Origin of the sequence: Microcoleus sp. S13_C3, from assembly GCF_036700905.1 — a bacterium.
In the GTDB taxonomy this organism is placed as follows: Bacteria; Cyanobacteriota; Cyanobacteriia; order Cyanobacteriales; family Microcoleaceae; genus Microcoleus.
In genome coordinates, this window is record NZ_JAUBPT010000011.1 from 66,031 (window position 1) to 84,531 (window position 18,501).

Annotated in this window: 20 protein-coding genes; 14 read left to right on the plus strand and 6 right to left on the minus strand. The window is 46.1% G+C overall.

Annotated features, from left to right (window positions below):
- Positions 1-107 precede the first annotated feature (107 nt).
- From QUA16_RS05330 to QUA16_RS05350, 5 genes are all read left to right on the plus strand, one after another.
- Entirely contained in the window at positions 108-1,274 is a 1,167-nt protein-coding gene (locus QUA16_RS05330; protein ID WP_333102053.1) for an acyl-CoA dehydrogenase family protein, read from the plus strand.
- A gap of 100 nt (positions 1,275-1,374) precedes the next feature.
- Complete coding sequence (locus QUA16_RS05335) at positions 1,375-2,226, plus strand: ABC transporter ATP-binding protein (RefSeq protein WP_333102052.1); 852 nt, start codon at positions 1,375-1,377, stop codon at positions 2,224-2,226.
- Between the two features lie 3 nt (positions 2,227-2,229).
- A complete protein-coding gene (locus tag QUA16_RS05340; protein WP_333102051.1) occupies positions 2,230-3,477 on the plus strand; it encodes an ABC transporter substrate-binding protein in 1,248 nt (415 codons plus the stop codon).
- A gap of 9 nt (positions 3,478-3,486) precedes the next feature.
- The gene (locus QUA16_RS05345) at positions 3,487-4,269 is read left to right on the plus strand and encodes an ABC transporter permease (RefSeq protein WP_333102050.1); all 783 of its coding nucleotides are present in this window, start codon (positions 3,487-3,489) and stop codon (positions 4,267-4,269) included.
- A gap of 42 nt (positions 4,270-4,311) precedes the next feature.
- A complete protein-coding gene (locus QUA16_RS05350) occupies positions 4,312-4,908 on the plus strand; it encodes a TetR/AcrR family transcriptional regulator (protein WP_333102049.1) in 597 nt (198 codons plus the stop codon).
- A gap of 96 nt (positions 4,909-5,004) precedes the next feature.
- On the opposite strand, the gene QUA16_RS05355 is transcribed toward QUA16_RS05350, so the two are convergent.
- From QUA16_RS05355 to QUA16_RS05380, 6 genes are all read right to left on the minus strand, one after another.
- Positions 5,005-6,105, minus strand: a complete 1,101-nt coding sequence (locus tag QUA16_RS05355; RefSeq protein ID WP_333102048.1) for an Mrp/NBP35 family ATP-binding protein — start codon at positions 6,103-6,105, stop codon at positions 5,005-5,007.
- Positions 6,098-7,072: a HEAT repeat domain-containing protein gene (locus tag QUA16_RS05360; RefSeq protein ID WP_333102047.1), complete on the minus strand. Its 975-nt coding sequence runs from the start codon at positions 7,070-7,072 to the stop codon at positions 6,098-6,100. Before QUA16_RS05360 ends, QUA16_RS05355 begins: the two co-directional genes overlap by 8 nt.
- Before the next feature lie 31 nt (positions 7,073-7,103).
- Positions 7,104-7,331, minus strand: coding sequence for a 4Fe-4S dicluster domain-containing protein (locus QUA16_RS05365; protein ID WP_172190211.1), 228 nt, complete (start codon positions 7,329-7,331; stop codon positions 7,104-7,106).
- A gap of 287 nt (positions 7,332-7,618) precedes the next feature.
- Positions 7,619-9,322: a fumarate reductase/succinate dehydrogenase flavoprotein subunit gene (locus tag QUA16_RS05370; RefSeq protein WP_333102046.1), complete on the minus strand. Its 1,704-nt coding sequence runs from the start codon at positions 9,320-9,322 to the stop codon at positions 7,619-7,621.
- Positions 9,323-9,346: 24 nt separating this feature from the next.
- Positions 9,347-10,411 carry a sulfonate ABC transporter substrate-binding protein gene (locus tag QUA16_RS05375; protein ID WP_333102045.1) on the minus strand — a complete coding sequence of 355 codons (1,065 nt, stop codon included), beginning with the start codon at positions 10,409-10,411 and terminating at the stop codon, positions 9,347-9,349.
- 274 nt (positions 10,412-10,685) lie between these two features.
- On the minus strand, positions 10,686-12,263 hold the full coding sequence (locus QUA16_RS05380; RefSeq protein ID WP_333102044.1) for an adenylate/guanylate cyclase domain-containing protein: 1,578 nt from the start codon (positions 12,261-12,263) through the stop codon (positions 10,686-10,688).
- 89 nt (positions 12,264-12,352) lie between these two features.
- On the opposite strand from QUA16_RS05380, the gene QUA16_RS05385 reads away from it, so the two are divergent.
- From QUA16_RS05385 to petJ, 9 genes are all read left to right on the plus strand, one after another.
- Positions 12,353-12,613 carry a hypothetical protein gene (locus QUA16_RS05385; RefSeq protein WP_333102043.1) on the plus strand — a complete coding sequence of 87 codons (261 nt, stop codon included), beginning with the start codon at positions 12,353-12,355 and terminating at the stop codon, positions 12,611-12,613.
- Between the two features lie 292 nt (positions 12,614-12,905).
- Complete coding sequence (locus QUA16_RS05390) at positions 12,906-13,736, plus strand: prepilin peptidase (RefSeq protein WP_333102042.1); 831 nt, start codon at positions 12,906-12,908, stop codon at positions 13,734-13,736.
- 61 nt (positions 13,737-13,797) lie between these two features.
- A complete protein-coding gene (locus tag QUA16_RS05395; protein WP_333102041.1) occupies positions 13,798-14,013 on the plus strand; it encodes a hypothetical protein in 216 nt (71 codons plus the stop codon).
- A 64-nt stretch (positions 14,014-14,077) separates the two neighbouring features.
- Positions 14,078-14,206: a hypothetical protein gene (locus QUA16_RS05400; RefSeq protein ID WP_333102040.1), complete on the plus strand. Its 129-nt coding sequence runs from the start codon at positions 14,078-14,080 to the stop codon at positions 14,204-14,206.
- 16 nt (positions 14,207-14,222) lie between these two features.
- Complete coding sequence (gene accD, locus QUA16_RS05405; RefSeq protein WP_333102039.1) at positions 14,223-15,173, plus strand: acetyl-CoA carboxylase, carboxyltransferase subunit beta; 951 nt, start codon at positions 14,223-14,225, stop codon at positions 15,171-15,173.
- 380 nt (positions 15,174-15,553) lie between these two features.
- Complete coding sequence (locus tag QUA16_RS05410) at positions 15,554-15,745, plus strand: translation initiation factor IF-2 (protein WP_333058460.1); 192 nt, start codon at positions 15,554-15,556, stop codon at positions 15,743-15,745.
- Positions 15,746-15,992: 247 nt separating this feature from the next.
- Positions 15,993-16,481, plus strand: a complete 489-nt coding sequence (gene psbV / locus QUA16_RS05415; RefSeq protein WP_333058459.1) for a photosystem II cytochrome c-550 — start codon at positions 15,993-15,995, stop codon at positions 16,479-16,481.
- Positions 16,482-16,635: 154 nt separating this feature from the next.
- Entirely contained in the window at positions 16,636-17,136 is a 501-nt protein-coding gene (psbV2, locus tag QUA16_RS05420; RefSeq protein WP_190663568.1) for a photosystem II cytochrome PsbV2, read from the plus strand.
- 602 nt (positions 17,137-17,738) lie between these two features.
- Positions 17,739-18,077 (plus strand): cytochrome c6 PetJ, encoded by a 339-nt coding sequence (gene petJ / locus QUA16_RS05425; RefSeq protein WP_333102037.1) that lies wholly within the window; start codon positions 17,739-17,741, stop codon positions 18,075-18,077.
- The last annotated feature ends 424 nt before the right edge of the window (positions 18,078-18,501 follow it).

Here is an 18,501-nt window from a genome sequence, read left to right on the forward strand (position 1 = left end):
CCAACCATGAAGAATTCTGGTTCAGAAACCCGGTTTCTAGAAAAGGTTTTTTGCCCTGGGTGGGTAAGTCCTAACTATTTCACCATTCTTGTAAAGAAGGTTGACCTATGCAGGTTGCTTCAACATTAGTTCCCAACAAAAGTTTAGAAGAACCGATCGCCCTTAGCCCTTTGATTACCGAATTAAAAGCCGCGATCGCTCAAGACCTTGTACCCAAAGTGCAAAGTATCGATCTAGAGGGTGTTTATCCCCGTGATTTTATGCAGCGTGTCGGTGCATTAGGAGGCTTTGGTCAAGCTGTTGCGCCAGAGTTTGGTGGAGCGGGTAACGGTTTAAAAGCAGCCATTCAAGTAATTGAAGCTATCTCTGAAGAATGCTTGTGTACGGGATTTATGACTTGGTGTCAGATTGCCTGTGCTTGGTATATGCAGTGCAGCGACAATACCTATCTCAAGACAAATTTATTGCCCTGCATAGCAACAGGGCAAGTGCTTGGTGGTACAGGGTTATCAAACCCAATGAAACACTTTGCTGAGATTGAAAAAATTGCCCTCACCGCCGAGCGAAAACCAGGTGGTTATGTACTGAATGGTCTATTGCCTTGGGTTTCTAATATTGGTACAGGACAACCCTTTGGCATCGCCGCCCAACTTTCCGAGGGGAATGATTACTTAATGGCGATCGTCTCAGATCGGTTCGCTGGATTATCGCTTCGACAAAATTCCCAATTTATTGCTTTAGAAGGCAGTGGCACTTTTAGCTGTGTTTTCAAAGAAGTATTTATTCCTGACGAACAGGTTTTAGCAGTACCCTGTGCAGACTATGTACAACGAATTCGTCCGGGTTTTATTCTGACACAAGTTGGTATGGGCTTAGGGTTGATCGCTGATTGTATCAACATGATTGAGGCAACTCATTCTCGTTTAGGTCATGTCAATTGCTTTCTCGACGATGGAGCAGAGGATCTGGCTGATGAACTAGCGATCGCCCGTCTGAAAACCTACACCCTAGCCGATCGGTTGAGTCAGCCAGATGTAAGCATCACTCCAGATTTGCTCAAAGAGGTAATTCAGTTGCGGCTTACTGGGTCTGAACTCTCATTACGAGCTGCTAATGCTGCCATGCTCCATGTCGGTGCACGCGCCTATTTACAGGGTTCTAAACCAGCCAGACGACTACGCGAAGCATACTTTGTGGCGATGGTTACACCAGCAATTAAACAACTTAAAAAGATGTTGCATCATCTAGAGCAACCGCTAATGGCTAATGGCTAATTGCTAATTGCTAATGGCTAATTGCTAATGGCTAATTACTAATTGGGGGAAAATTCTTCCCCTTTTTCCCATCTCCTTTTTCCCATTTCCTCTAACGGATATGAGCAAGCCTTTTATTGCATCACTAACAAATGAAACTTGGCAAGATCGAGCAACTTCTCTGCTTTCAGTCCAAAATTTGCAGAAGCAGTACAAAACTCGCCAAGGGTATTTGACTGCATTCGATGGTATTGACTTACAGGTTCACTCTGGTGAAGTCGTTTGTTTGCTGGGTGCGAGTGGGTGTGGTAAGTCATCCCTGCTAGCAACGATCGCAGGTTTGCAGACAGCCGATCGCGGTGAAATATACCTGCACGGCATTCCAGTCCGTAAAAGTCATCCTCAAGTAGGCGTTGTATTTCAAGATCCTTGCCTGTTACCTTGGCTTACTGTCGCCCAAAATATTGCTTTTGGACTGAGGCTAAAACAGATGCGATCGCTAACAAAGCCAGAACTGCGATCGCGCATTGCAGTCGCGATCGCCCAGGTGGGACTACAGGGGTTTGAGCGCAATTATCCACATCAGTTGTCGGGGGGGATGGCACAGCGCGTAGCACTAGCAAGAACACTGGCGCGTCGCCCCCAACTGCTGCTACTGGACGAACCCTTCAGCGCCCTAGATGCAATTACTCGGTTGGATATGCAAGCTTTGCTGTTGCAAATCATTACCCAACAACAAACAACAGTCTTGATGGTGACACACGATATTGACGAAGCACTACTACTAGGCGATCGCGTCGTATTAATGGCGCGACATCCAGGGCGAATTTACCGAACTTGGGAAATCACCCAACCTAAGCCCCGATTTGAGCAAGCCCATACCCTAAGTGAAACTCGATTCAGCATCTTAGAGGCTTTATCCACCGTGATGGATACATCTGCCAATCTTCCTCATGCTTTCATAGGAGACTAAATTATGACATTGCCTAATGTCTGTGCCTGCTGCGGTATGAGTCGGCGCGATTTTCTGAAAATGACGGGTCTATTTTCTACTTCTCTAGGTTTAACTTTAGCAGCCAATGGTTGCCAATCAACCCCACCCCAAGCCGGGAATAGTCCTAGCCCCACTTCTACGGGCAAATCCAGCGCTGACCAACCAGTAAAAATTGGCTATCTACCGATTACTGATGCAGCCCCCTTGCTAATTGCCCACGCTAAAAAGCTGTATGAAGCAGAGGGCTTAACGGCTGAACCACCGCGCCTCTTTCGCTCTTGGGCACAAGTGGTAGAAGCGTTTCTCGCCCGTCAGGTGAATGTAGTTCATGTGCTATCACCCATCACGGTATCACTACGTTATGGGCGCAAATTTCCCGCTAAGGTTGTGGCTTGGAACCACGTTAACGGATCTGCGCTCACGGTTTTACCTGAAGTAGAAACTGTGAGAGATTTGGGTGGGAAAACGATCGCTATTCCTTTCTGGTACTCCATCCATAACGTTGTGTTGCAACAAGTGCTGAAGAAGGACGGATTGATAGTTACCCGAAAACCAAAAGATGCAGAAGTAGCCGCCAATGAAGTGAATTTGGTCGTGCTTCCCCCGCCGGATATGGTGTCAGCACTGGCAAATAAGGCGATCGGGGGTTACATTGTGGCAGAACCTTTTAATGCGGCGGCTGAAAACCTGAAAACGGGTAAAATTCTCCGCTTTACGGGAGATGTCTGGAAGAATCATGCTTGCTGCGTTGTCTGTCTACATGAAGACGATATTACCCAACGTCAAGAATGGACGCAGAGTGTGGTTAATGCGATTGTTAAAGCTCAGGCATGGATTCGAGACAATCGCGAAGAAACAGCCCAGATTTTATCAAAAGATGGTAGTGGCAAATATACACCCCATCCTTTACCTGCGCTGAAACGTACCATGACTTATTACGAAAAAGAGGTCTACGGCAAACAGGGCGCTATTGTGCATCCTGACTGGGACATTAATCGTATTGATTTCCAGCCCTATCCTTTTCCTTCTTATACAGAAGAATTGGTGCGGTTGTTGAAAGATACTCAGGTTGAGGGAGATATGGCTTTTTTGCAAGCGCTCGATCCAAAGGAGGTTGCCAAAGATTTGGTAGATGATTCCTTCGTTAAACAAGCGATACAACAGGTTGGTGGATTAAAGACTTTTGGTTTACAGGATAACTTCTCTCGCTCTGAGACGATCGCCGTCTAAATTAAATCTATGACATCCACTCTTACTCCTCTCAAATCATCTTTCAAGTTTAAGTTTCCTCTACCTCTAGCAGGGCTGCTCGGTGGTTCCCTAATCTGGTGGCTGTTGACAACTCCACTTTGGCATAGCGATCCGACTGTAGCTGATTTTTCCCCAGAGCGAACTGTCGTCGCCTTAATACAACTATTTGGCACAGGTGCGATCGTTCCCCATATCGTAACCAGTTTGCGCCGGGTGTTGGTGGGGTTATCGGTGGCGATCGCGATCGGGGTGCCCCTGGGGGTAATATTGGGTTTGTCTCGCCCTTTAGAGCAAACTACTTCTGCTCTGTTCCAGTTTATTCGGATGATTTCACCCTTGTCTTGGATGCCTCTGGCCGTGATGGTTTTAGGCATTGGCGATCTGCCTGTTTATTTCCTACTAACGATCGCCGCGATCTGGCCGCTGGTATTAAACACAACCGCAGGCGTATTAGCCGTCAATCCACGATGGTTATTACTTTCCCAAAGTCTTTGTGCCACCCGTTGGGAAACAATTGCTGGGGTGATTATTCCGGCGATTGTGCCCCACCTATTAACGGGTGTGCGCTTGGCAATTGGTATTATTTGGATGGTGCTGGTTCCAGCGGAAATGCTCGGTGTCAGTGCGGGCTTGGGGTATTACATTCTGGATACGCGCGATCGCCTGTCTTATTCAGAACTAATGGCTGTAATTTTAATTATTGGTGTCATTGGTTATGGTTTAGATAGTGCGCTAAGATTTGCTTATCAGCAATGGACTCATCAATCTTAATTCAGGCTTAGCATAATCTCGCTGTTTAGATTTCGTGTATTAATGGTCAACCTCAAACGTACTCGTGAAGATGTACTGTCCGCTGTTTTAGATTTGATTCATCGCCAAGGATTTCACTCAACAGGGTTGAAAGAGTTGCTAACCCATAGTGGTATTTCTTCGGGTAGTTTCTATAACTATTTTGCCTCGAAAGATGAGCTAGGTCATGCTCTAATTGACTGGAAGTGGAGCAAGCTAAAGTCTATACTATTTGGTGAAATTCAGACTGATGCGATCGCCCAACTTTTTCAAATGATTGACCAGTTAGAAACCATTCATCGGGCTGAAGAGCCTTGTGCTGGCTGTTTTCTTGGTAATTTGATTGTAGAGCTAGTGGAACATGACCCTACATTTCGTCAACATCTGATCCAGGTTTTTGATGACTGGCAGCAGGAAATAGGTAGTTTGCTGTTTGCTGGCCGCGCTCAACTTAAGCCAGAGATCGATCCTGAACGACTGGCACAACAGCTTTTGAGTGCGATCGAGGGGGCATTATTGCTAGGGCGCTTATACGATAACCCTGAGCGCTTACAATATTGCCTTGATGGATGTCGTTATTTGTTGCAAGCATCCTTGCAAAATGAACTTGTGTCTGAATAATTGGGTCTTCCGTACTTAGTGTACTAAATTGTCTCAAAAAACTACCGAAAATCCTTGCAGGGTAAAAGTTGGGAGATTACCAAGTTTATCTGTATCTCACTCACCGGAAAATAGCTGTAGATCAGTTGCGATCGCAGTAGAAAAAGTAGCATCTAGCCCTGCAGCTATCTGCATAAAAATCTGAGATACCGCCGAGTTCGGATCTGCGAGGGTTAGCGGTTTTCCTGTATCACCGCCCGCACAGATTCGTGGATCTATAGGAATCTGGGCAAGGAGAGGTGCTTGGAGTTCTTCTGCTAGCTGTTTACCGCCACCACTGCCAAAAATTTGCAGCGGTTCTGAATCGCGATCGCCAATTAAATAACTCATATTTTCAATAATGCCAAGAACCGGAACCCCAACTTGGCGAAACATATAAATATTGCGACGAACATCGGAAATAGATATTTGTTGAGGCGTAGTAACCAGAATCACTCCACAAATGGGACTTTCTTGCACAATGGTAATTTGAGCATCTCCGGTTCCTGGGGGTAAATCAATTAATAAATAATCTAATTCGCCCCATTCTACCTCTTGAATAAACTGAGTAATAATTTTGTGGAGAACGGGGCCGCGCCATGCTAAAGGTCGTTCTGGTTCGGCTAGTAAACCCACAGACATCAGTTTGATTCCTTGTGCTTCCAAGGGTAAAAATTTCTGACCTCGATCAGTATTAACTGTCTCGATATCTGCTTGTCCTAAGCCTAACATTTGCGGAATATTCGGGCCGTAAACATCAGCATCTAGTAAGCCTACTTTTGCCCCTTGTAATTTTAAAGCCACAGCTAAATTGACGGCAGTCGTAGATTTTCCTACTCCCCCTTTACCGCTAGAAATAGCTAAAGTAGTTCGCACATTAGCTATCGTGCAAATTTGAATATAAATTTTTTTACACCAGGTGATAGGTGATAAAACAGATTCAATTTTTGCTTGTAAGTTTTGCTGATGCGAACCAATATAAAGGCGCAAATAAATGTAACCATCAACAATTCGCAAATTTCGCACCAAGCCCAAACTGATGATATCATTTTTGAGGGTGGGTTCAATGACGTGTTTGAGATAGTTTACAACTTCTTGCTGTCGCACTTCTCCCAGCGGATCGAGCTTTTCTGAGGCTAGATGCGAGTCAGTTTTTGGTAAGGAGGAATAATTAACCATTGGGGGAATTTTGCAGTAATTTTTGAATGTGTTGAATTGCTCTTTCAGAAAAGATAGAGACTTCTTTATCGGGATCGTCGAGGGATTGCTGTAGCGCATTCATCGCCGCCGGATTGCTGAGATTACCTAGGGCGATCGCAGCTTCTTTCCGCACATCTGAATATTCATCGGTTAAGGCTCTAATCAAAGCAGGCATGACTCGTTTATCGGGAATTTTTTGCAACGCTTGTAGCGCGAATTTGCGAACTTGCCAGTGTTCGTCACTTACCGCTGTTTCCAGTGCCAAAATTGCCGCACTATCGGCATGAATTGCCAAAGATTTAGCTGCATTTCGTCGCACTTGCCAATCAGTATCGCTTTTGAGGGTTTGACACAAAATTGAGATAATTTCTAGGTCTGTTAAATGTCCTAAAGTTAAAGCCGTAGCACGGCGAACATTGACATCTGCATCAGATATTAAATTCAAAGCTTGCGGGCATTTTTCTACCTGATTGAGATAACTGAGAGTGGTAACTGCTGCTGCTCTCAATTCAGGAATGTTGGATGCAAAGAATGGTAAAATATCTGGTAAAGATTGAGCATCGTGAATCTTCCGTAACAAGGTTAATATATTGAGTTGGATATGAACATTGTCGCGGTGGAGTGCATCCAGTAGTTGTCGTAAGTCAGTTGGTGAAACTAATTCATTCAATGCCGATAATGCTTCTTGGCGAATATCTGCATCGGCGGAACCTAGACACTCAATAAAAGCAGGAATAGCCACAGGATTGCCAATTTCCCAAAGGGCAGATATGGCAATTTTTTGAACGGCAATACTCTCATCGGACAGGGCGAGAAGTAGCGCATTTGTAGCTTCTTCATCACCCAAATACTGTAAATTTTTAACGGCAACAAGGCGATCGCTTAATTCGGGCGATCGCAACATTTCCAGCCATTGATTTAATTCGCTATCAGTCTCAGAATTCATGGTTTTATAATTCCTACAAACTAGAACAAAGTTAGCGCAACAAAAAAGGTATTTTAACGGTAATTGCATTCGTAGGGCATTCTTTTTCACAGGGTAAGCAAAACCAACATTCATCATATTTCATGTAAGCTTTGCCTGTTTCTGGATTTTTGGCTAATACATCTAAAGGACAAACATCAATGCAGACATGGCATTTTTCCAAACACTTAGACTCATCTACAGTGACAGGAACATCAATTCGTTGTGTAATTAAAGCCATAGTTAGTTGCGAGCGTTAATTGTGAATAAACAAAGGTACGTAGTTGTGCTTTAGCACTCTTCTCTTTAAGCCGCTGGGTTAAAACCCTGTCTAATAGAGAAATCCGGTTAAAATTCAGATATTGCACCATTGTCAATCAAGGGGTCAATCGTGGGGTGGGGCGGTTTTTTTAGCTTCTTCTATGAGGTTTAAGGTTCTTGGCGAACCCGCCTCTACAGGCTTTTAACAATGGTGCAATATGTAAAGTAAAACCCCAATTACAAAATACATCGACTCGCGAGAAAAAGTTAACGAGCGACAACATCATAATCCTCTTTATGCAAATCCACCTCCACCATATAAGGCTCAACTGGACGCTTAAACAATTTCATTTCTCCCGACTCTTCTTTTTTCAAGTTAACATGGCAAAACCACTCTTCATTATTCTTTTCAGGGTAATCTAATCGATAATGATAAAGCCCCCAACGAGTCTCACGGCGATACAAAGAAGCCCTCGCGGCCATCTCCGCACAATCACGAATAAAGTGAACTTCCATGCAGCGCATTAACTCATGAGGATCGCGCGCGCCCATTTCCTCTAATGTTTCGTGATAGCGGACAAAATTATTCAGCCCAATCTCCATTTTGTTTCCTACTTTTGGTGGTTGTAAATAATCATTCACTAAGCGCCGTAACTTATATTCTACTTGCGTGTGAGGAATACCATTGGGCAGCTTTAAAGGTGCATAAACCCGCGCTTTTTCTGCTTCTATAAAATTAGCATCAGGCTCGACATGATCTAAATCTTGGATGTAATCAATGGCATTAGTTCCTGCTATTCTACCGAAGACAAAAGCCCCGATCATATAATTATGAGGAACGCTTGCCATATCTCCCGCTGCGTAGAGTCCGGGCACAGTTGTTTCTGCCTTTTCATTCACCCAAACACCAGAGGCGCTGTGGCCGCTGCATAGCCCTATTTCAGAAATGTGCATTTCAACGCCGTGAGAACGATAATTTTCTCCTCTACCCTCGTGAAATCGACCTCGACTCGGTCGCTCATTTGACCAAAGAATTGACTCTATTTCAGCGATTGTATCTTCATCGAGATGAGTCATTTTTAATTGAATCGGGCCTTTACCAGAGTTTAATTCCTTCCAGATTTCCAGCATCATTTGACCGCTCCAATAATCGCAACTAATGAAGCGATGACCTTCGGCATTAGCAGTATGAGCACCAAAGGGGCCGGCAACATAAGCGCAAGCGGGGCCATTATAATCTTTAATTAACGGGTTGACTTGAAAGCACTCAATATTACTTAGTTCTGCTCCTGCGTGGTAAGCCATTGAATAGCCATCTCCGGCATTAGTCGGATTTTCATAGGTTCCATAAAGGTAGCCGGAATCGGGTAGTCCTAAACGACCACAAGCACCTGTAGAAAGAATGACAGCTTTCGCTTGAATTACTACAAAATCGCCATTTCGCACGTCAAAGCCAACGGCTCCAGTAGCGCGTCCTGCTTGCACTAAAACGCGGGTTGCCATCACTCGATTTGTAACTTTAACTTTGTGGCGTTTTACCTGTCTGGTTAAAATTTGTTTGAGGTCTTTGCCTTCGGGCATTGGCAAAACATATTTGCCGACGCGATGAACTTGTTTTAAGTCGTAGTTGCCTTGGGCATCTTTCTGAAATTTTACTCCCCAACTTTCTAACTCTTGGATGACTTCATAGCCTAATTTCCCAGTTTGATAAACGGCTTTCTGGTTGAGGATGCCGTCATTGGCAAGGGTAATTTCGCGAACGTACTGTTCTGGTGTAGAATGACCGGGAATGACGGCAGTGTTTACACCGTCCATTCCCATTGCGATCGCGCCACTTCTGCGAATATTTGCCTTTTCTAAAATCAGCACTTCGCTGTCAGGATTTGCCTGTTTAGCTTTGATACCAGCCATCGTGCCAGCCGTACCGCCACCAATTACAACCACATCAGTTTTTATCCATTGAGTATTCACGTTAATTTCTCCTGGCTAATGACCCTACTTACCATCTTTCAAAACGATTTCTTTAATTTGGACGGGCTTAGGAATAAGTTGCAGTTTTTGGAAGGTATCAGCAATTTGTTGCTGTCCGGCAATCTCTTCATCGCTGAGGGGAAAAACGCCATACTTGCGTCGCTTTTCAGACACTTCTAACACGGAGGCTTCTATTCCTAATTGCGTCTCCAGAAATTTAGCCACTTCTACGGGATTGTCGGCCGCCCATCGATCTACCTTTTTGACTTCATCTAAAATGAGTTTCAAAATCTCAGGATGTTCGTCCACAAAACCCTTGCGGGCAAGATAGTAACCTCGATTGGCAGCGATTCCTGTTGCATCTGTTATAAGTCTCGCGCCTGTGGATTTTTCTGCTGCGGCCAAGTACGGGTCCCAAATTGCCCAAGCATCGACATTTCCCCCTTCAAAAGCGGCGCGGGCTTCTGCTGGTTTGAGGAAAGCTGGGTTGATGTCGCTATATTGCAGTCCAGCCGCTTCTAAGGCTTTAACTAGGAGGTAATTTGTGTTAGAACCTTTGGCAAAAGCTACTTTTTTGCCTTTAAGATCTGCAACAGTTTTTATAGGTGAATCCTTGGGAACTAGGATACCTTCAGACTTAGGATTTGATGTTTCGTAAGCAACATAAACTAATGGGGTTCCAGCAGCTTGAGCAAAAACTGGCGGTGCTTCTCCTGTGTAGCCAAAGTCAATACTGCCTGCGTTCATTCCTTCTAATAGAGGAGGCCCAGCAGGAAATTCTACAAATTTTACAGAAGATTTGGAGGCTGCTAAGGCTTTTTCTAAGTCACCTTTGGTTTTGAGGGCGTTGAGAACGGTAGCAGATTTCTGGTAGCCGATGCTAACTGTAACGCTTTTTGGAGGTGCGTAAGTGTTCGCAGTGGCCGTGTGCTGTGTGGTAGCGGTAGGAGAACAAGCCGCCACTACCAAACTCAAGCCGAGTCCGGTTGCAAATAGCAGGGAAAGACTGCCAACTCTCCGAGAAAGGAAAATTTGGCGGCAGTAGCTCAAAATGCCTAAGAGGTGGGTTTCTGCGAGCTTAATCAACATAAATGCCAACAAGAAAGGGATTGAGAGTAACTTTACTGGCAGTATACCACTATATATCGATTGATTTACCGGAGTTAATAGTTAAGCAGAGGAAGGATAATTTTATTTTTACAGATATATTAGGGTTTGTCGGTATTACAGGCAATATGCGGTAATTATAGCAATTTACCGTACTTTAATTTTTGGGGTACGATCGCGCATAATAATGATGCGGTAATGGTTGGTCATGCTCTCAATTGACCAGTAGTATGCCATTATTGCCCAGCAAAGTTATTTAAACGCCCCCTTTTCCCTTCTCCCCTTTTGCACCTTGCAAAGCAAAAATCGGAGTTTGAGCAGATTTCCCCTTCAGAGCAACAGATCCCAAAGCGTCGCAAATAAAGTTTAGCCCGATCGACTCACACACCCTTTCACCAATCAAAATTTGGTTTTCCGCAGCCTTGCTCATCAACCGAGCCGCCGTATTCACCGTATCGCCGAGGATATTAAACTCCCTGCGCCCTCGCGGTTCCCCAACCTCAGCAGCAAACACCGGCCCCAGGGATAGCCCAATTTGACAGCTTACTCCCACCTCTTCACCGCCGATAATTACTGGTGGCAAACCTGAAATGATATCTCGGATCGCAATCGCCGCACTAGCCGCGCGGCTGGCGTCATCCGTGTGAGCGTCGGGCACGCCAAAATAAATCAGCATATCCGAACCATCTAAGTGCGCCGTTACTTTTTGCAACACGCCCCCTTTAGCTGAGACTACAGCATCTATCGACGCAAACACCCGAGAAAAACTCACTACCAGATTGACTTCTTCCTCCGGCGAAGCTTTCTCCACAGACTCCGGTAAACCTATCAAGTTGACAAACATCACCGTCGGTTCAGGAAAATCCGGCGGAATTTTCCGCCTGTCTGCATTTTCCACCAGCAGTCTCAGGATAGTTTTGGGAATATAACTAGCAAGGGGTTCAAGCCGATTCACAGCTTGCCCGATTTCGCTTACCAAACCCGCAACGCTGCGATCGAGCAATACCGAACTTGGCATCCGCCGCCGAGTCAAAGTGATATCATACTCTCCGAGTCGATCGTCCGTGAAATCGTCCGCCACCAAAAAATAACCCGGTTTGCCCGGTTCAAAACGAAATTCCTCTCCCAAAGACTCTCTAGCAATTTCAGTCACACACACCCGCCCCACAGTCCCACAACCCTCAGCTTGCTTGGCTTGCTGGACTGAATGCCCCAGCAGTACGTGAGCCATCCGCAGCGGGGTACCGATGTCAGCACTAATATAGCGGCCGCAGTGGATGCCCACCCGCATCCTCAAAGACAAAACACCCCGCGCCGTTTCAATATTGGCAAATTCAGCCATCGCCCGCTGCATCCGCAAACCCGCCCGCACCGCCCTCGCTGTATCCTCTTGGTAAACCCCTGACGGAAACTGCACCAGCATCGCATCTCCGGTAAACTCCAGCAAATCCCCGCCCGATTTGCTGACAATTTCGATCATCGAGGCAAAATAGTCGTTAATCACGCCCAGCAGGCTTTCAGCTCCCTTGCGCCCTTGGGCCGCGTTCGCTTCCAACAGCGAGGTAAACCCTGCCAAATCAGTGAACAGCAAAGTGCCTGTTTGCCACTGGTAGCGCACCTCGCCGGGGTTGGGCGGAGATTCGGACACGGGCCGGGGCACGTAGTCGTGGAGGATGTAGCGCAGAGTTCGCAGGTGCTCGAAAACCCCCATTAGCGTTGCGGGGGATGGATCTACCCACGCAGCAGCGTACAGTTGAGCCGAAAGGAGCGCTCGCAGCCGCAGTTCGATCGCAGCCAAGGGAGGATTGTAGGTTAATCTATTAATAATTTCCACCTAAGTTTATTCTTAAAAAATAGGGTAAGTTCTATCAATGTAGAGGCAACACCAATAGCTCGACTTTATACCATTATGATAAGTTTCCAGTGACCCCATACCAGCCAAACCCAGAACCCACTATAGAAACTTCCGAAAGTCACACCTTGCTAGCTCCCGATTTGATCCGAGCTGCTCGATCGGCCTATGGTATGTATCTGAAAGTGCATTCCGAGCAGATGCAGCGTCCGGCGGGTGTAGTTGTCAGTCAAGGAAGCGATCGAGGTCAGTTAATTTTTGCTTCGCAGCCGATTTTATTGCCGGGTGAACGTTTTGTTACTTTTGACGAAATTGAATCTCAAATGTATTAATTAGTAATTGGTCATGGGGCATGGGGCATGGGGCATGGGGGCATGGGGCATGGGGCATGGGGCATGGGGCATGGGGCATTGAAAACTAATATTTATGTTGGCTCGAACGAGTGTCAAAAAATAGGTTTGTAGTGAGAACTTTAGTCCTCATAATTTTACTTTTGACTAAAGTCCCTACTACAAACCTTATTGGTAATTGACCGGACACAATCTAACAATTAATAAATAACCACAGACAACAGTGAACAGTGAACAGTCAACAGTGAACAGTCAACAGTGAACAGTCAACTTAATGGAAATAATCTTTAATTGCCTTGTCATGGCGATCGTCTTTATTGTCGGATCGGCTATTGGCAGCTTTCTAAATGTGGTAGTCTATCGGTTGCCTGCGGGTTTGTCGGTGATCCACCCTCCTTCTCGCTGTCCCAAATGTTTAAATCAACTCAGAAATTACGAAAATATACCCGTTTTCGGTTGGCTATGGCTGCGGGGACGCTGCAATCACTGCCGCAGTCGGATTTCGGCCCGCTATCCACTGGTGGAAGCAGCTACGGGTTTGCTGTTTTTGCTAATCTTCTGGCGGTTTGGCGTAACAGTGCAAACTCTTGGTTTTTGGGCTTTGTTTAGCTGGCTGTTGGCTTTGTCTTTGATTGATTGCGATACAATGACTTTGCCTAATTCTTTAACTCGATCGGGTTTGGTGCTCGGATTGGTTTTCCAAATGGCCAAAGGTTGGTGGCCGACATTTAGTTTGATCGACTCGGTAAACTATCTGGTACTCGATGGGATCGCCGGATCAGTTGTCGGGTTGTGGCTGTTTGACGCGATCGGACTTGCCGGGACGATCGGGCTGGGGCAGAATGCTATGGGCGCCGGAGATACCAAATTGGCCGCCTTGATGGGAGCTTGGCTGGGCTGGAAATACTTGCTGCTAGCGGGATTCATTGCCTGTGTCGCCGGGGCTTTTGTTGGTGGTGGGGCGATCGCTATCGGGTTACTCGATCGGCGTCAACCCATGCCTTTCGGCCCGTTTCTGGCTCTCGGTACAGCAATTACTGCTCTGTGGGGCGAAGCGATCTTATCTAGTTACTGGCAGTTGTTTTTCCCGAATTTTAGTTTCTGATCGGCAGGTAGTCAGGCGCGATCGAACATAATATTGTCTCAAAAATTGGTAAAATTGTTCCGTGTCTTGGATTACACTTACAACTACTAGCTTTCGTTGGGAAGCGGAATTAATGCAGCAGCTCCTAGCTGCTCATGAAATCCCGGCCCGGATTGTAGACTTGGGCATAGCATCTTATTTCGGGGCTGGAAGTGCTACAGCCCTGCAAGTTCTTCCACAACACCAGCGAACAGCATGGCTCCTCATCAGTCCAGTTGAAGAGGACAATAGTCAGTAGTCAAGTCTGTTGTTTATTGTCTGTTGTTATTGGTTATTGGTTATTAGTTATTAGTTATTAGTTATTGGTAGCAGCTAACAACTCACAAATAACAACAGCCAACAGCCAACAGCCAACAGTCAACAGTCAACAGTCAACAGTCAACAGTCAACAGTCAACAGTCAACAGTCAACAGTCAACAGTCAACAGTTAACAAATACCAAGTTTTAATGTCTCTATTTGATTGGTTTGCAAATCGACGAAAATCAGTACCGAACTCCCAAGAACGGCCGGAACGAGAAATTGCGGACGGACTTTGGAATAAATGCGAAGCTTGCGATGCCCTGAGTTATACCAAAGACCTGCGAGCAAATCAAATGGTTTGCTTGGAATGCGGGCATCATATCAGAGTTTACAGTGACGATCGCATCGAGCAATTGATCGATCCCAATACCTGGGTGCCCCTTAACGAAGGACTGCACGCCACAGATCCCCTTAAATTTCGCGATCGAAAAAAATATAGCGATCGACTCCGGGAATTTCAAGAAAAAACAGGCCACCTAGACGCCGTAGAAACAGGCATCGGCAAACTCGAAAATTTGCCAGTCGCCCTCGGAGTCATGGAATTTCAGTTCATCGGCGGCAGCATGGGCTCAGTTGTCGGAGAAAAGCTGACTCGCCTCATCGAACACGCCACGCGGGAACGCTTGTCCGTGATCATTGTCTGCGCTTCCGGCGGTGCAAGAATGCAAGAAGGAATGCTCAGCTTGATGCAAATGGCTAAAATTTCCGGGGCTCTGGAACGCCACCGGGAAGCGAGACTGCTTTACATCCCGATTTTGACCCACCCGACCACCGGTGGCGTCACCGCCAGTTTTGCCATGCTGGGAGACATTATAATTGCAGAGCCAAAAGCTACTGTGGCCTTTACGGGCGGCCGGGTAATCGAACAAACTCTGCGGGAAAAGCTGCCGGAAAATTATCAAACTTCCGAATACTCATTCGCCCACGGTTTTGTAGACTTGATTGTACCCCGGACTCAATTAAAGAAAACTCTCGGTCAGCTCATCAGCCTCCACCAGCAACAGCCTTTCTTGGCCGACTCGGAATTTCCCGCCCTCAATGGCAGCGATAGCCACGCTTTGCCCCCGCAGACTCACGCTTTCAAACTTTCTCCCTAAGCTGCCGCGCCGGAGGATTGTCTGTTGGTGAGTCCGGGGCACCGAGGGAAATTTCTGAGGAATTGCTCAAAACCCGGCTTCTACCAAAAATATTGAGTTTGTTAACGAGACGTTCACGCAGACACCGGGTTTTGAGCCCCGCCCGCGCAAGTCCTCTTGGTAATAACGACCCAGCAGTGGGATGATATTGATCGGAAGTTGATTGGCCCTGAAGTTAGGCTGGGCAAAAATGCCTAGTCGCAGTTAGCGGTGAGTTAGCTTGCGATCGAACAAAATCTCAGAACAAACTAACAGAACAAGCTAACAGCGCTTTCTAAAATTGTCCGGCTTTCAGTTAATAGCCGTCAACTCAATTTTGACCTGTCAGCGACCTAAAAATTATGGGTTTTGCAGACCTGTCCATCGCAGAAATAGCAGAGGACTTCAACGTCCCTGTTGAAGAAGTGATCCGCTTGTGCGACGAGTTGGAAATTGCCTACAAGCACCCTCAAACCCGTTTGGCTTTGGAGGATGTTAAGGCAATTATGTCCACTCTCGAAAAAAGGCGCGACTCAAAACTTCTTGCAGATTAGATCGCAAAATTCCTCTACCTTTAAAGGTATGGCTGCACAAACTTTCGCCAGTTGTTGCAGAATCATGGAATTTTGAACAGAAATCTGTTTGCCAGCTAAGCTGTTGTGCATCTAATTTGACAGTCAATTTTTCTACAATTCTTGTTGTGGGACGGGCATCCTGCCAGTCTCTGTATTCAATTTAGATGCGTAGCAGCTTATGATCTCTTAGGGTTCAATAATTTGCCGGATTTTTTTAAGGAGAACCATGCTTAAAAGATATTTCATTGCTCTGACCGCTGTATTCTTGAGCTTTCAGTTATTTGTCAGCAGTGCGATGGCTATCGAACTGAGTCCTGAACTTCGCACTCTGCCTTTGAATGACAAGGGTACTCCAGTGGTGCTGAGCCTCAAACAAGTTGAGCAAGGCAAACGCCTGTTCAATTCGGCTTGCGCTCAATGTCACGCTGCGGGCATGACCAAAACTGACCCGAACGTGAATTTGAGCCCGGAAACTCTGGCTTTGGCCAACCCGCCCCGGAATAATATTGAGTCGCTGGTGGACTTTATGAAAAATCCCACCACTTATGACGGGTTTGAGGAAATTTCGGAACTGCATCCGAGCATGAAGAGTGCGGATATTTTCGCTGAGATGAGAAATCTCTCGGATGACGATTTGTACGCCATTGCCGGTCACATTCTGTTGCAGCCGAAAATTGTCTCCAAGCAGTGGGCTGGTGGCAAAGGCGCTCGCTAATCGATTTTAGATTTTAAATTTTAGATTTTGGATTTTGGATTGGGAGAGGGCTGAAGTTCGGCAAGAATTGCTGGCTGGTCGTTTTTCGCTCTAAAATCTGAAATCTAAAATTTACCTCCGGCTCATTGATTCTCGCAAAAGGTTGTAGTCCCTCATGCTGCGTCGTGGTGCTTTTGTCTGCTTTCTGTTGGGGATGTTAATTATTTTGCCACTCGTGCTGTTGGCTCCTCAACCTGTTTTGGCTGCTGCCGATTCTTACGTGAATAGGTATTTACAAGCCAGCGAACCTGTGGCTCTGGAGTTGGACTCTGAGGGACATACTCGGTTGTTTTCGGCTCAGGATTTGTCTGCGGGCAAGGTATTGTTCGAGCAAAATTGCCTGAATTGTCACGTCGGAGGGGCTAATTTGCCCGATCCGACGATATCTCTGTCTTTGGCTGACCTCAAAGGGGCAACCCCTCCCCGCAACAATATCAATAGTCTGGTGGCGTATCTGAGAGAACCCATGACTTATGACGGTACTGAGGAGACTTTTTGGTGCCGCCAAGTGCCGGAAAGCTGGATGCCACAGGCTGAGATTGAAAATTTAGCGGCTTTTGTGATCCGGGCTGCTCAGAAAGCTCCGGGCTGGGGCGTGGAGAATTTTGAGAGTTGAACTGCTACTGCCAAAAAGTGGTAAATTACTCGAAAGAAGGCGATGCAACTGAGCGATCGCGCCTGTTTTAACTAATTTGGCGTAAGTCCCACGCTGTAATTGTACTCAATTGGGCGTCGGGATATAAGCTTTCGCAACGTCTATGAAAAAGAGCGACAATTTACTGTTTCTCTAGCAAAAAAATGTGTAAGATATAAGTGGTTGCGACCCACCCACTCGACTGCAAACAACAGGCTACAGTAGCAGTAATATGCTTGGCCAAGGACAACTGCGAGAGAAAGGGGGAAAGAACAGACCGCTGGTTGGTAAGGCACGTCCCACCATAAAATACAATCCAAGTTTGTTGTACGAAAATAGTTTTTGCCTTGGGAAACAGGGCTTCTGCGTGGGTTCCCTACGAAGGGATAAAGGGTGTAAAAGCCCAGAAATGCTGTGTAAGACTCGGATCGTCTTCAGTGACGAATCTCTGTAATGAGATACCCAACAGAGCAACGGCAAACGAGACACGAAGCCTACACTGTAAAAAAGGTCAGTGCTAGGTATTTCACCAGGTAAAATATCTAAAGAATCACCCCTTGCGTGTCCATTAGAGGAGAACTGCGTTGAAAAGACTCTTATCGATCGCCCTGTTAGCGATCGCAATTTTTACCGTCGGCTTTGGTCGCCCTGCTTTGGCAGGTGATGCTGTTAAAGGAGCTAAAGTCTTTAGCGCGAACTGTGCTGCTTGTCACATCGGTGGCGGCAACGTGGTTATGGCCATGAAAACCTTGAAAAAGAGTGCTCTTGAGAAGTACGGCATGAATTCTCTGGAAGCTATTACCACTCAGGTAACTAAGGGCAAAAATGCTATGCCTGCTTTCGCCGGCCGCTTGAAGCCCGAACAAATCGACGATGTAGCAACCTACGTGCTCCAGCAATCTGAGAAAGACTGGAAAGGCTAAACTGCTTTTTTGAAGTCGGGCAGCCTGGGCGGGTTTGATTTAATTTAAAACTTGTCCACCCGATCGCACCCTCTCTCACCCTTTGGCGAATAAACATCGGTTTGCAGCGATCTTAACCTATTTGGGAAAGCGCGCCAGAAATCCAATTTTTATTAGCTCAAGGGCGAGGGAGGGACATTTTATTTTAGATTTTAGATTTTAGATTTTGGATTGAAGAATTGAAGAATTGAAGAATTGAAGATTTGAAGATTTGAAGATTTAAAGATTTGAGATTGCTAAATGCTGACCAAAGAAATGGGTACAAGCCCCGTCCTTCTAGGACGGCTTTTCTTCTTTGAGTTTATCGCTCCAGTCTTCAATCATTTGCGTTATCGTCTTTTCCCGTTGTACAGCAATTCGTTTCAGCTTTTGAGCACGGTTCTGG

Bases quoted from the DNA above. Each gene is read 5' to 3' on its own strand.
- QUA16_RS05335 (WP_333102052.1), top strand. From the start codon at position 1,375: ATGAGCAAGCCTTTTATTGCATCACTAACAAATGAAACTTGGCAAGAT.
- QUA16_RS05345 (WP_333102050.1), top strand. From the start codon at position 3,487: ATGACATCCACTCTTACTCCTCTCAAATCATCTTTCAAGTTTAAGTTT.
- QUA16_RS05360 (WP_333102047.1), bottom strand. From the start codon at position 7,072: ATGAATTCTGAGACTGATAGCGAATTAAATCAATGGCTGGAAATGTTG.
- psbV (WP_333058459.1), top strand. From the start codon at position 15,993: ATGCTTAAAAGATATTTCATTGCTCTGACCGCTGTATTCTTGAGCTTT.
- QUA16_RS05375 (WP_333102045.1), bottom strand. From the start codon at position 10,411: ATGTTGATTAAGCTCGCAGAAACCCACCTCTTAGGCATTTTGAGCTAC.
- QUA16_RS05350 (WP_333102049.1), top strand. From the start codon at position 4,312: ATGGTCAACCTCAAACGTACTCGTGAAGATGTACTGTCCGCTGTTTTA.
- QUA16_RS05330 (WP_333102053.1), top strand. From the start codon at position 108: ATGCAGGTTGCTTCAACATTAGTTCCCAACAAAAGTTTAGAAGAACCG.
- QUA16_RS05340 (WP_333102051.1), top strand. From the start codon at position 2,230: ATGACATTGCCTAATGTCTGTGCCTGCTGCGGTATGAGTCGGCGCGAT.
- accD (WP_333102039.1), top strand. From the start codon at position 14,223: ATGTCTCTATTTGATTGGTTTGCAAATCGACGAAAATCAGTACCGAAC.
- QUA16_RS05410 (WP_333058460.1), top strand. From the start codon at position 15,554: ATGGGTTTTGCAGACCTGTCCATCGCAGAAATAGCAGAGGACTTCAAC.
- QUA16_RS05365 (WP_172190211.1), bottom strand. From the start codon at position 7,331: ATGGCTTTAATTACACAACGAATTGATGTTCCTGTCACTGTAGATGAG.
- QUA16_RS05355 (WP_333102048.1), bottom strand. From the start codon at position 6,105: ATGGTTAATTATTCCTCCTTACCAAAAACTGACTCGCATCTAGCCTCA.
- psbV2 (WP_190663568.1), top strand. From the start codon at position 16,636: ATGCTGCGTCGTGGTGCTTTTGTCTGCTTTCTGTTGGGGATGTTAATT.
- QUA16_RS05390 (WP_333102042.1), top strand. From the start codon at position 12,906: ATGGAAATAATCTTTAATTGCCTTGTCATGGCGATCGTCTTTATTGTC.